The following is a 12914-nucleotide window of genomic DNA, read 5'->3' on the forward strand; positions in this document are numbered from 1 at the left end:
ACCGTCCGATTGGACAGATAAAATATTCACTAATTTAATTCAACCAACAGGTATAGAATAACAATATATGTAACGGGTGATAAGAAGTAATGTAATGCGGCATTACATATATTCTTATCACCCGTTACATATATTGGCATTTTCTTTACAAACTAATCAACTCAAATTTCACAAGCTCAACTTTCACAGGGAACGAGGAAACTTAAAACCTTCTCAAGGCTCCCCCAAGTACTTGAAGATAAGTTTTACCTCAAGGGGAAGAAAAGAGTGGCGGTTCCTGTTGTAGCCTACGGCGGACAGTTCCGACATCAACTGCTTGTTGGCATAGATCCAGCGGCGGAGAAGCTGGAGGGAGGTGGACATGCCGACACCCGGATTGTAAAGCTGGGCAAGATCGACCTTGGTATAGGCACGGACAGGAACTCTGGATTCTGAATTTTCTTCTTTCATAAGATTATATTTTTTAGTTATTTATATGCTATAAAAATACTCATTTATCACGACATACAGAAGAGATAGAAGAGATATTACACGTCATTTATTATCTCATTTTTTCAGACAAAGGCAAATAGCGTCAAACGGAAGGGAAGCGAAAAAAGAACAGGGTATATTTGCAGTGTCCGAAGTGATTGTGACATCGTTCACCACAAGGAAAAGACTTATTGTTTAACTCAAAAAAATTATCAAATTATGGGAGTACCATTCAAAAAGATTCCGCGGAAAGACCCGCGAAAAGCAGATGCGGTAGCGAAGTATTATCCGCAACTGGTGACATTAGGAGCCAATGCCAGCCTGGAAGACGTGGCATACGTGATGAAGGAAAAGAGTTCGCTGACCTTAGGAGACATCAAAAGCGTGATTACAAACTTTGTGGAAGCGCTGATTGACAAGCTGTATAGCGGACAGTCGGTCAACATCAAGGATTTCGGCGTATTCAGCCTGTCCGCACGGACCGTAGGGGCGGAAACGGTAGAAGAGTGTACCGCAAAGAACATCAAGGCGGTAAAGATCAATTTCCGCCCGTCGACCACAGTCAGGCCGGATGTGACGGCAACACGTGCCGGACAGAAAATCGATTTCTATGACCTGGAAGCGCTGCTCAAAAAAGACGGAAACGCAGGTGGAAACGGATCGACCGGCGGCACAGACGACACAGACGGAACAGGCGGTACGGAAGGCGGAGAAGGTAGTGGAAATGTGGACGAAAACCCATTCGGATAAAACGGCTCCCCGCGCATCGGGTATAAAAGAGTTGTAAAAACTAAAAGTAAAAATTTTAATGAAGAAAAGTATGAAAAAACTTGTCTGGGACAAAATCCTGAAAGTGGTGATTGCCGTAGCAACGGCGATTTTAGGGACACTCGGTGTCAACGCTATGAATAAATAGCGAAGAATAAACCGCCTATTACACACGAAAGCCTCGCAGAAATCAAATTCTTGCGAGGCTTTACTCTTCAACTAATACCTAATAGAAAAAATCTTTCTACCCTAATTTAGAGCCTGTTTAAAATTTCTTCAAAAATTAAACAGACTTTTATTTCCATTTCTTCACCGTTTTCTTGTCTGCCGGAGTCGCTTCTATCAGACTCAGTGCAAAACCGCCGCTACGTGCTTCCTTCACGGACATCTTGGTCTTGCTGGTCACGATACCTTTCTTTATCTGATAGGAAGTGGGGTTCTCCTTGTAGTCGGCATCTTTGCCGTCAGCATAGAGCGTGGCCACGTATTGCTTGCCCGGTTCAAGGAAGTCGAGCGAGAAGTTGGCGGTACGCGCGTTCTCGTCCGTGATGCCTCCCACAAACCAGTTATCAGTTCCTTTGGCCTTACGGGCTACAGTGATGTAGTCGCCCGGTTCTGCTTCGATGTAGCGGCTGTCGTCCCAATCCACGGCTACGTCCTTGATGAACTGGAAGGCATCCATGTGCTTCTCGTAATTATCCACCACGTCGGCAGCCATCTGCAAGGGGCTATAGAGGGTGACGTAGAGAGCCATCTGCTTGCAGAGCGTAGTCTGCACTTGTCCGTGAGGTAAATCGCCCATGAAGTCGAGCTTCGTGTCGAAGATACCCGGCGTGTAGTCCATCGGACCGCCAATCAGACGATTGAAGGGGAGCAAGGTGGTGTGGAAGGGCTTGCTGCCACCGAATGCCTCGTACTCAGTGCCGCGTGCCGATTCGTTACCAATCAGGTTGGGATAGGTACGGCACAGGCCGGTGGGGCGGACAGCTTCGTGTCCGTTGACGCAAATCTTATAGTCGGCAGCCTTCTTCACGGCGTAGAGGTAGTGGTTGTTCATCCACTGGCCGTAGTGGTGCTCGCCACGGGGAATCATGTTTCCCACATAGCCGCTCTTCACGACGTTGTAGCCGTTGTCCACCATAAATTGGTAGGCCTTGTCCATGTGGCGTTCGTAGTTCCGCACGGAAGCGGAGGTTTCGTGGTGCATCATCAGCTTCACGCCCTTGCTCTTGGCATACGCGTTCAGCATCTTGACGTCGAAGTCGGGATAAGGGGTCACGAAGTCGAACACATAATCCTTGGACTTGCCGAACCAGTCTTCCCAGCCTTCGTTCCAGCCCTCTACCAGCACTTGGTCGAAGCCGTGGGCGGCGGCAAAATCAATGTATTTCTTCACATTCTCGTTGTTGGCGGCGTGACGGCCGTTGGGCTTCATCTTGGAGTAGTCCACCTCGCCCAGCTTGATGGAGGGAAGGTCGTCGGTGTATGCCCAAGTGCTCTTGCCGGCAATCATCTCCCACCATACGCCGACGTATTTCACGGGTTTAATCCAAGATACGTCCTCGTAGGCGCAAGGCTCGTTCAGGTTGAGTGTGATCTTAGAGGCAAGGATGTCGCGGGCATCGTCGCTGACAATCACCGTGCGCCAGGGCGATGTGCAAGGAGCCTGCAAGTAACCCTTGTCGCCTACGGCATCCGGTGTCAGCCAGGATTCGAAGACGAAGTTCTTGTCGTCCAGATTGAGGTGCATGCAGGAATAATCCACCAAGGCGGCTTCGTGCAGGTTGATGTAGAGACCGTCGGCAGTCTTCATCTGCAAGGAGGTCTGTACGCCTGTCGGCGAGAAAGGCGTCTGCGAGGAGTTGGGCGTGATGGCGCCTTCCATCAGACCACGGATTTCGGAGAGTTTGGACTCGGTGTAGTCGTATTCCTGAGTATCGTAATCGCCCGGAATCCAGAAGGCAGTGTGGTCGCCGGTCATGGCAAACTGGGTGTGCTCTTCCTTGATGACGAAGTAGTTCAGGTTCTTTTGCAAGGGGAACTCGTAGCGGAAGCCCAAACCGTCGTCGAACAGTCGGAAGCGGAGGACGATGTTGCGGTCCTGTGCTTTTTGGTTGAGCGTCACCGCCAATTCGTTGTAGTGGTTGCGAATTTGCTTCACTTCGCCCCACACCGGTTCCCACGTTTCATCGAAGGTAGAGGTTTGGACGTCTGTCAGGGTGAAGCCGCTCATCAGACCCGGGTCGTTCTTCAGTTCCAGTCCCAGTTTGGAGGGATTGATGACAGGCTTTCCCTTGTAGGAGAGTTCGTAGACAGGCTCACCCTGCGCATTTACCGAAAAGTTCAATTGTAGTTGGCCGTTGGGCGAGGTGATGCTCTCCGCCTTCGCCATGCCGCTCACCAATAAGACGAACAACAAGCAGGCCAGTTTCGTGCAGATTGTTTTCATGTTTCTCATGTGATGGTTTATAATTGTAATGGTTTATAATAATGTTTACCGTGTTGCAAAGATAAAACGGAAAAGAACTGTTGCCCGATATTTTCGGGAGAAATTTCCGGGCAACAGTCAGCAAACGTTTGCACAAGAAGATATTAAGTGTTGGATACTGAAGATATTTATCTTCTTTTTATCATGCCGCCTTACGTACACAAAAACCGCAATCTGTGATTTTCCGCCTCACTCGTACATTAGCTTAGAGCCTGTTTAAATATTCTTCGAAAAGTCTTTTATTCAGTTTCTTTTGAGCTTCTTTTCGTTTTTTTTCCTGCTTTATTCATCATACAGCCCGCTATGCTCCTATTAAAAACAGAAAAACATCCCCCGAAAGAACGCTTTAAATAATTCAGAAAGAACGCTCAAAATAATACTGAACAAAATTCAAGGAGCACAACTCGGGATTTTAATGTAATTATCACAAAGACTAAATAGTGGTACTAAAATGATCGCTACACAACAAATTCATATACTCAGAAACGGCAGAAACGAAATATTCTTCCTGTATCATGGCCAATACGTAAGGATATATAAATATTAGTCAATATTCGCTGGATTTCTACTAAAAAATCCACTCCCCTTTACTACCTTTGCCACTGAATATGCAGAACAAATATCCTATGACCCGAACACTAATATACATATTCCTTGGTGGCGGTACCGGTAGCACACTCCGCTATTATATACAGATGGCACTAAGTGAGCGTATGCTCCCCCACTCCTTCCCGTGGGCTACGTTTACCGTCAACCTGCTTGGTAGTTTCCTTATCGGACTGTTCTATGCCCTGTCCGCACGCTTCAACCTCTCCGCCGAGATTCGCCTGTTGCTGACTACCGGACTGTGCGGCGGATTTACCACCTTCTCCACCTTCTGCAACGACGGGCTGCTGATGCTGAAACAAGGTTTCTATACCCCATTCTTCCTCTATACCTTGCTGAGTGTAGCCATCGGCATTGCCGCAGTCTTTGCAGGCGGAGCTTTCGGACGCTACCTTTCATAAATCCATAAAAGTCCATAAATAGCCATCCAACCCATGAAAGCCGGAAAATCCTTCTCCATGCCTCCCTTACGGATCGTGCCTCCCACCTTGGAAGGGCAAACAGAAAGTTCTAAAACACTGAAAGAATGGCTCGATACCGAAGAGACCGTCCGCGGACTCTGTTTCAACCGACACGAAGAAGAGGACATCGACTGCTCCTATCGAAGCATCACCAACTGCACCTTCAGCCACATCCGGTTCGACCGTTGCAAGCTGAAATCCACCCACTTCACGGATGTCCGTTTCGAAAACTGCGATCTGTCGAACCTCTCCTTTGCCGAAAGTTCCCTCTTCCGGGTAGAGTTCATATCCTGCAAGCTGCTTGGCACCAACCTGCCGGAATGCATACTGAGCCACATCACCCTGAAAGAGTGCAACGCCCGCTACCTCAACCTCTGTATGAGCAAAATCACCCAAGCCCGATTCTCTGCCTGCGATCTCCAAAGCAGTGACCTCAGCAGTTGCAAGTTCTCCTCCATCGCCTTCGAGAAATGCAATCTAAGGGAAAGCGAGTTTTCACATACCCCACTCCGAAGCATCGACCTCAGTCAATCCGACATAGAGGGCATCCGTGCCAACCTGTCGGACTTACGCGGAGCCATTGTCAATACGCGGCAGGCGCTGGACTTGACGGCACTGATGGGGCTAAAGATAACCTATACCGATTGGAATTCCGGAGAATAACCAATGCCAACAATCAAACAATTCCTTTGAACCTTTTCTTTTTTTCACTTGTTATATCTTCAAACTTAAGAAACAAGAATTATGAGAATAGAAAAGATTATCGGACGTGAAATCCTCGATTCACGGGGAAACCCCACTATAGAAGTAGATGTAACATTGGAATCAGGCGTGATGGGCCGTGCTTCCGTCCCCTCGGGCGCCTCCACCGGCGAGCACGAGGCACTGGAGCTGCGCGACGGCGACCCCAAACGCTATGACAGCAAAGGTGTACTGAAAGCCGTAAGCAACATCAACGAAATCATCGCCCCGGAACTGATAGGCATGTCCGCTCTCGAACAGATGGAGATAGACCATACTATGCTGGCACTGGACGGCACGAAAACCAAATCCAAGCTGGGCGCAAACGCCATTCTTGGTGTGTCGCTCGCCGTTGCCAAAGCAGCAGCAGCCTGCCTCGGCATCCCGCTCTACCGCTACATTGGCGGCACAAATACCTACGTGATGCCCGTGCCGATGATGAACATCATCAACGGAGGCGCACACAGCGACGCACCCATTGCATTCCAGGAATTCATGATACGCCCCGTCGGTGCCCACTCCTTCCGCGAAGGGCTGCGCATGGGCGCCGAAGTATTCCACGCACTGAAGAAAGTACTGAAAGGTCGCGGCCTCAGCACCGCCGTAGGTGATGAAGGCGGTTTTGCTCCCGACCTGGAGGGCACGGAAGATGCCCTGGACTCCATCATCGCCGCCATCAAGGTGGCCGGATACGAACCGGGCAAGGATGTCAGGATTGCCATGGACTGTGCCTCGTCCGAATTCTATCGCGACGGCATCTACGACTACACCAAGTTCGAAGGTGAAAAAGGCCGGAAGCGCACCGCCGACGAGCAGATAGACTATCTGGAAGAACTGATCAACAAATACCCCATCGACTCTATCGAAGACGGCATGAGCGAAAACGACTGGGAGGGTTGGAAGAAACTGACCCAACGCATCGGTCACCGTTGCCAGCTGGTGGGCGACGACCTGTTCGTCACTAATGTAGACTTCCTGGCTATGGGCATCGGAAAAGGCTGTGCCAACTCCATCCTGATCAAGGTCAACCAAATCGGTACACTCACCGAAACACTGAATGCCATCGAGATGGCCCACCGCCACGGATATACCACCGTCACCTCCCATCGCTCCGGCGAAACAGAAGACACCACCATTGCCGACATCGCCGTAGCCACCAACAGCGGACAAATCAAGACCGGTTCACTGAGCCGCTCGGACCGCATAGCGAAATACAATCAACTGCTCCGCATCGAAGAGGAGTTGGGAAAGAATACAATCTATGGATACCATTACATCAAAGAGAACAACAGATAGATTGAATATTAAAAAATTATCGGAAGTCACAAAAGTTATTCGGAAGTTATTGACCGATAACTTCTGTGACTTCCGATAATTTTAGGGATGGAAAACAAACAATTATCTATTGAACAACTCGAATGTAAATTTGCACCCGATTTCCTGAAACTTCCAATTAGCAAAACCGGCAAAAACTCCGAAATCAAAAATATTCGTACCGATACCATACCCGACCTCTATATAAGGGTTCAAGTGCGGTACGATCAAAGCATTCATATACAGACGTTCATTCAATACATGTTGTGTATATTTAGACAGATGGCGCAACAGCAGAAACGGAGCCTCATAAGTGAGATGGGCACGGAGATATTTGCGTGAAGAATTATACCAGCGTCCATCAAGCAACTGAAAAACGCCCCCAATTTCATCATTCCAGCCAACGGGAAGATTAGAACGGGTAAAGTTGGCAAAATCCACAAAATAAACATCCCGCTGGTTGGTAAAAGCCCCCCACCCGAACCGAAGGTAAAAATCACGCATCAATCCCAAAGGAATAGTATGCTGAATATCAACTTCAATACGTTCATACGTACTGGAGCTCTTAAACACCCCGCCAATACCGCGTTCCCAGTCCACAGAAAGGCTGGGATACTTGGAATGCAGATTCACTTTGCGATCTCCATTCATATAGTAATACTGTCCTGGCGTCCACGTCAGGCGGACACGCGGCGCAAAACTGTTATACGAATGGCGCAACTTCTCTTCCCATGCCGGAGGAATCGTAGCAGAACCGTTTTCCTCTTCCGCATTCCGGGACGACTTTGTTGTAACGTACATCATGCGATTCGCCTCCGTACGCTTATGCAACAAAATGCCGAGATCCAGTGACAAACCATTCACGATCTCCCAACTATGGCGCACATCCAGATACAAGTCGTTGAAATAGTCCAGATACACCCGGTCGAAATCGAAAACACTATCGGGCATACTCTTCAATTCATTCAGCATACGGCTACTGTAGATACGATGCCCATTACCTATATTCACGTGGAACGCAGCACGCTTACGAGGCCAATAATCCAAATCGGACCTGACAGACCAATAAAATTCCTTATGCTTAAAGTTGTAACCCAACCTGGGAACAATGCGTAGCAAACGGTCACCCGTAAAGAAACGGTTATACTTAAACTCCTGACGGTAAGAGAAACCATTGTTTCCACTATAACTCAACAAGAAAGGATTGATCAATGGCGAGCAACGCACACTCCCTACTTTAGAAAGATTCACCGTATAACGGCTGATCAGCGCATCACCAATCTGTCCCCAAAATTCCAGATTCTTGTTCTTTGGCTTCTTATAACGACCCAAAGTGTCTTTATGCAGAAAAAAATCCTGATACAACTCCCGTTCTTGAGAAGACAAAGGAATGGGACGCAGACTTTCAAAATACGCACTATCTGTCCTATTGGCATTGGTATCTGTACGTAGAGTATAAGATTCCGACAAGTCATACTTATTTTTCTGCTTTTTCCGTTCCTGCTTGGAAATATCTTTCTGCGTGATTGATTGGTAATCAAGGACGGCAACATATTCGGCGTCAACCACATTTCCCAGAAAACGGAAAGTGGCATCCACGTCATAATGTACAGGCAAGAATTCATTAGTCTCACCCACATCTCCCATACGTATCATATTATTGAAGCGCAACATTTCGGAACGCCCCACAAAATGCATCTCACGCACACTCCAGACATCTTCGCTGACAACAACATATCCACTGACCAACTGAAAACTTTTACTTTTCGGCTTGAAGCTGATTTTGTAACGCAAATTGTGCATCTCTCCCATCACGGAGTCTATATGATAAGAGTAATATTTCAGCGCATTCGGAGCCAAAGGTGAAAGAAGTTTATCACTTAATAAAGTGGGAGAATAGACATTGACATGAAAATACTCCGGCAAACGCCCATCCAACTCCCAAAACTCGGAGGAGGTACCGGCACTGGCTTTTACTTTCTGATCGTAAATATCAGGAGCAGTAAAATGCAAATCGCTATAAGTCTCCATCAAGTATTCTCTCACCCCTTTTCGGATGCGAAACATCGTAGGCACAAAACGAAGTATATGATTTTTCTTACGCACGTTCACTTTTCCCTTGATATAAAGTTCCGCTTTATAATCATCAGTAATCGTTTCGTAAAACGGAGCAAAAAAGATAACCTTCTTCATGATAGAGTCTGCCGAGACCGACTTCACATTTTTCGGAAAAGGCATAGAAGACTCATGCGCCTCCAAAGATACAGAAAGCCCTAAACATAACAAAACTACTATATATATAATGTATCTCAATCCTATTACCTCCAAATATACAGGGACAAATATACACAAAAAGGTTATAAAACGATGAAATGCCTCTTTTTTTATAGCTAACGAGGGAATATCATAATACCTTCGTTAAGGAGATATCGGGAGTTAGAAAAAACGAAAAGGAGTTATCACTTCTCCTCGCCTCCTTAAAGGTTAAAAGCCGATAGCTTGATGAATTGGTTAGTTTGATGAACTTATAATTTTTCCGGGAAGAGAATAAAAAAACAGGGGTTACAAGCAAAAAAATATCTAATTTCACAAGAATACCCCCTAAATTATAGGGGTACTTTCAGAAAAAACATATAATTTTGCGCCCAACAACCAAAAAAGGAAGACGAATATGTCAAAAATGAGATTTTATGCTTTACAAGAGCTTGCCAACCGACACCCTCTTGAAGTCAACACTCCTTCAAACAAACTATCCGACTATTACGGAAGTCATGTATTCGACCGTAAAAAAATGCAGGAATACCTGCCCCGTGAAGCCTACAAAGCTGTAACAGATGCCATTGAAAAAGGGACTCCGATCAATCGTGAAGTGGCTGACCTAATTGCAAACGGTATGAAAAGCTGGGCCAAATCACTCAATGTGACGCACTACACCCACTGGTTTCAACCCCTGACAGACGGTACAGCTGAAAAGCATGATGGTTTCATTGAGTTCGGAGAAGACTCCAACATAATCGAACGCTTCTCCGGCAAGTTGCTCATACAGCAAGAACCGGATGCATCTTCTTTCCCCAATGGAGGTATCCGAAACACCTTTGAAGCCCGTGGATATACGGCATGGGATGTTTCGTCTCCCGCTTTCGTCGTGGATACTACACTGTGTATTCCCACCATTTTCATCTCTTACACCGGCGAAGCACTCGACTACAAAATGCCTTTGCTGAAAGCCCTTGCTGCCGTAGACAAAGCTGCTACAGACGTCTGCCAGCTATTCGACAAGAATGTAACTCGTGTGTTCGCCAACTTAGGTTGGGAACAGGAATATTTCCTGGTCGACTCCGCCCTCTACAATGCCCGCCCCGACTTATGCCTGACAGGACGTACGCTCATGGGACACTCGTCTGCCAAAGACCAGCAACTGGAAGACCACTACTTCGGCTCCATCCCCCCACGCGTGACGGCTTTCATGAAAGAACTGGAGATAGAATGCCACAAATTGGGAATCCCCGTGAAGACACGCCACAACGAAGTGGCTCCAAACCAGTTCGAACTGGCTCCCATCTTCGAAAATGTCAACCTCGCCAACGACCACAACCAGCTGGTCATGGACTTAATGAAGCGCATAGCCCGTAAACACAAGTTCGCTGTATTGCTGCATGAAAAGCCTTATAATGGAGTCAACGGCTCAGGAAAACATAACAACTGGTCGCTCTGCACCGACACAGGCATCAATCTTTTCGCCCCCGGCAAGAACCCGAAGGGAAACATGCTCTTCCTCACTTTCCTGGTGAATGTGCTGATGATGGTCTACAAGAACCAGAACCTGCTGCGTGCTTCCATCATGAGTGCAGGCAACAGCCATCGCTTGGGAGCCAACGAAGCACCTCCTGCCATTCTATCCATCTTCCTGGGTAGACAGCTCTCCTCTATTCTGGATGATATCGTACGCCAAGTAGGTAACGAAAAGATGACTGCCGAAGAAAAGACAACCCTCAAACTGGGAATCGGACGAATTCCGGAAATCCTGCTCGACACGACCGACCGTAACCGTACTTCTCCGTTTGCTTTCACCGGAAACCGCTTCGAATTCCGTGCTGCCGGTTCTTCTTCCAACTGTGCTGCTGCCATGATTGCCATCAATGCTGCAATGGCCAATCAGCTGAACGAGTTCAAGGCATCCGTCGACAAACTGATGGAAGAGGGAATCGGTAAAGACGAAGCTATTTTCCGTGTACTGAAAGAGACTATCATCGCTTCCGAAGCCATTCGCTTCGAAGGTGACGGCTACTCGGAGCAATGGAAACAGGAAGCCGCACGCCGCGGGCTGACCAATATCTGCCATGTTCCTGAAGCCTTGATGCACTACACGGACGACCAATCCCGCTCCGTCCTGATAGGAGAACGTATTTTCAATGATGTCGAACTCGCCTGCCGCCTGGAAGTGGAACTGGAAAAGTACACTATGAAAGTGCAGATAGAAAGCCGCGTGTTGGGCGATTTGGCCATCAACCACATCGTCCCCACTGCCGTCAGCTATCAAAACCGTCTACTGGAAAATCTGCGTGGGCTCAAAGAGGTCTTTTCGCCCGAAGAATACGAAATCTTGAGCGCAGACCGCAAAGAGCTGATTCGTGAAATATCCCAACGAGTGACTGCCATCAAAGTGTTGGTACGTGAAATGACGGAAGCCCGCAAAGTAGCCAACCACATGGACTGCTACAAAAACAAGGCTTTCGCATACGAAGAAACCGTACGCCCCTATCTGGAGAAAATCCGCGAACATATCGATCATCTTGAAATGGAAATTGATGACGAAATATGGCCGTTGCCGAAATACAGGGAGCTGCTGTTCACTAAATAAAAACAGCCTTTCTACCCAACTCCTATCCACAGAGAAAGGACTGAAGTTTTTTGGAGAATCCGAAAAAGTTGCTTCAAAATCCTTTCTCTATGGGATCAGGAGGTATTATAATCCCCCATAGATTGCTCAAATTGATACAAATATTTTTTAAACCGTTAATAATCAAGCCGGGCAATCTGTAACTGCTCAAATAATCTGTGGTAAATATCGTTTTTTTGACACACTCACCGATATGGAGAAGAGTTGTCCAAATCATCATTTTCCTGGTCTAAAGCACATCTTTTCCGTCCGTTTGTTCAATATTTAATTTTTTCTTTTTACATTTGTGCTGTATAACACAGTTTTGCAGCAGACATGGTAAAAATGAATTTGTCAAATGTGAACGTTCCGGAGTTGATAGCCGACATGTGGGAGCCCCTGAATGAAGAACAACGGGAGTTTCTTGCAAACCAATTCACACTCCAGAATTATAAGAAAAATGAAGTCATTCATTGCGAAGGAGAAACTCCTAAATACCTAATGTGCCTCTTAAGTGGAAAAGTCAAAATCTATAAAGACGGGGTCGGAGGAAGAAGTCAGATTATCCGAATGATTAAACCCGTTGAATACTTTGGTTATCGCGCCTACTTTGCTAAAGAAGACTATGTCACTGCCGCTGCTGCTTTCGAGCCTTCACTGATTTGTCTGATACCCATGAGTGCAATCACTACCTTGGTAGCGCAAAACAATAATCTTGCCCTGTTCTTCATCAAACAACTGTCCATTGACTTGGGCGTTGCGGATGAACGCACTGTCAACTTGACACAAAAACATATCCGCGGAAGATTGGCCGAATCTCTTCTTTTTCTCAAAGAAAGTTACGGACTGGAAGAAGACGGCTCTACCCTCAGCATCTACCTTTCACGCGAGGATTTGGCAAACCTGTCTAACATGACTACCTCCAATGCCATTCGTACCTTGTCGCAGTTTGCTACAGAACGATTGATCACCATCGACGGACGGAAGATTAAGATCATCGACGAAGAAAAGCTGAAGAAAATAAGTAAAATAGGATAAGAAAAAATAAAATCGAAGAAAAATAAAATAAGAAGAAAAGGAGTTATCGGGAGTTGCCACTCCTCCTAACTCCTAAAAAAAGACATCGGTCTCTAAGAGCCTGTTTAAAAATGACTGAAATCTTTTTCTAAAGAGGTTTCCGTATCCG

General features: G+C 46.8%; 10 protein-coding genes. 7 read left to right on the forward strand and 3 right to left on the reverse strand.

Translation table 11 applies throughout. The features are described from left to right. Positions 1 to 213: 213 nt before the first annotated feature. The gene (locus QZ323_RS13510) at positions 214 to 450 is read right to left on the reverse strand and encodes a DUF4248 domain-containing protein (RefSeq protein ID WP_294635231.1); all 237 of its coding nucleotides are present in this window, start codon (positions 448 to 450) and stop codon (positions 214 to 216) included. A 240-nt stretch (positions 451 to 690) separates the two neighbouring features. Here QZ323_RS13510 and QZ323_RS13515 point away from each other — a divergent pair, with 240 nt between their 5' ends. Both QZ323_RS13515 and QZ323_RS13520 read left to right on the forward strand, forming a co-directional pair. Next, a complete protein-coding gene (locus tag QZ323_RS13515) occupies positions 691 to 1221 on the forward strand; it encodes an HU family DNA-binding protein (RefSeq protein ID WP_294635232.1) in 531 nt (176 codons plus the stop codon). 70 nt (positions 1222 to 1291) lie between these two features. Further along, positions 1292 to 1387 (forward strand): smalltalk protein, encoded by a 96-nt coding sequence (locus tag QZ323_RS13520; RefSeq protein WP_294635233.1) that lies wholly within the window; start codon positions 1292 to 1294, stop codon positions 1385 to 1387. 147 nt (positions 1388 to 1534) lie between these two features. Here QZ323_RS13520 and QZ323_RS13525 read toward each other — a convergent pair whose 3' ends face one another. Beyond that, positions 1535 to 3697 carry a glycoside hydrolase family 97 protein gene (locus QZ323_RS13525; RefSeq protein WP_294635234.1) on the reverse strand — a complete coding sequence of 721 codons (2163 nt, stop codon included), beginning with the start codon at positions 3695 to 3697 and terminating at the stop codon, positions 1535 to 1537. A 656-nt stretch (positions 3698 to 4353) separates the two neighbouring features. Between QZ323_RS13525 and crcB the strand changes: the two genes are divergently transcribed. The 3 genes from crcB (at position 4354) to eno (ending at position 6831) form a co-directional block, all read left to right on the forward strand. Continuing rightward, positions 4354 to 4734: a fluoride efflux transporter CrcB gene (gene crcB, locus QZ323_RS13530; RefSeq protein WP_294635235.1), complete on the forward strand. Its 381-nt coding sequence runs from the start codon at positions 4354 to 4356 to the stop codon at positions 4732 to 4734. Positions 4735 to 4767: 33 nt separating this feature from the next. Continuing rightward, a complete protein-coding gene (locus QZ323_RS13535; RefSeq protein WP_294635236.1) occupies positions 4768 to 5457 on the forward strand; it encodes a pentapeptide repeat-containing protein in 690 nt (229 codons plus the stop codon). An 81-nt stretch (positions 5458 to 5538) separates the two neighbouring features. Continuing rightward, complete coding sequence (gene eno, locus QZ323_RS13540; protein ID WP_294635237.1) at positions 5539 to 6831, forward strand: phosphopyruvate hydratase; 1293 nt, start codon at positions 5539 to 5541, stop codon at positions 6829 to 6831. A 102-nt stretch (positions 6832 to 6933) separates the two neighbouring features. Here eno and QZ323_RS13545 read toward each other — a convergent pair whose 3' ends face one another. Continuing rightward, positions 6934 to 9087, reverse strand: a complete 2154-nt coding sequence (locus QZ323_RS13545) for a DUF5686 family protein (RefSeq protein ID WP_294635238.1) — start codon at positions 9085 to 9087, stop codon at positions 6934 to 6936. Between the two features lie 433 nt (positions 9088 to 9520). Here QZ323_RS13545 and QZ323_RS13550 point away from each other — a divergent pair, with 433 nt between their 5' ends. Next, positions 9521 to 11710 (forward strand): glutamine synthetase III, encoded by a 2190-nt coding sequence (locus tag QZ323_RS13550; protein WP_294635239.1) that lies wholly within the window; start codon positions 9521 to 9523, stop codon positions 11708 to 11710. A 354-nt stretch (positions 11711 to 12064) separates the two neighbouring features. Beyond that, the gene (locus QZ323_RS13555) at positions 12065 to 12766 is read left to right on the forward strand and encodes a Crp/Fnr family transcriptional regulator (protein WP_294635240.1); all 702 of its coding nucleotides are present in this window, start codon (positions 12065 to 12067) and stop codon (positions 12764 to 12766) included. The last annotated feature ends 148 nt before the right edge of the window (positions 12767 to 12914 follow it).

Source organism: uncultured Bacteroides sp. (assembly GCF_910585845.1).
In the GTDB taxonomy this organism is placed as follows: Bacteria; Bacteroidota; Bacteroidia; order Bacteroidales; family Bacteroidaceae; genus Bacteroides.

Bases quoted from the DNA above. Each gene is read 5' to 3' on its own strand.
- QZ323_RS13510 (WP_294635231.1), bottom strand. From the start codon at position 450: ATGAAAGAAGAAAATTCAGAATCCAGAGTTCCTGTCCGTGCCTATACC.
- QZ323_RS13515 (WP_294635232.1), top strand. From the start codon at position 691: ATGGGAGTACCATTCAAAAAGATTCCGCGGAAAGACCCGCGAAAAGCA.
- QZ323_RS13520 (WP_294635233.1), top strand. From the start codon at position 1,292: ATGAAAAAACTTGTCTGGGACAAAATCCTGAAAGTGGTGATTGCCGTA.
- QZ323_RS13525 (WP_294635234.1), bottom strand. From the start codon at position 3,697: ATGAGAAACATGAAAACAATCTGCACGAAACTGGCCTGCTTGTTGTTC.
- crcB (WP_294635235.1), top strand. From the start codon at position 4,354: ATGACCCGAACACTAATATACATATTCCTTGGTGGCGGTACCGGTAGC.
- QZ323_RS13535 (WP_294635236.1), top strand. From the start codon at position 4,768: ATGAAAGCCGGAAAATCCTTCTCCATGCCTCCCTTACGGATCGTGCCT.
- eno (WP_294635237.1), top strand. From the start codon at position 5,539: ATGAGAATAGAAAAGATTATCGGACGTGAAATCCTCGATTCACGGGGA.
- QZ323_RS13545 (WP_294635238.1), bottom strand. From the start codon at position 9,087: ATGCCTTTTCCGAAAAATGTGAAGTCGGTCTCGGCAGACTCTATCATG.
- QZ323_RS13550 (WP_294635239.1), top strand. From the start codon at position 9,521: ATGTCAAAAATGAGATTTTATGCTTTACAAGAGCTTGCCAACCGACAC.
- QZ323_RS13555 (WP_294635240.1), top strand. From the start codon at position 12,065: ATGGTAAAAATGAATTTGTCAAATGTGAACGTTCCGGAGTTGATAGCC.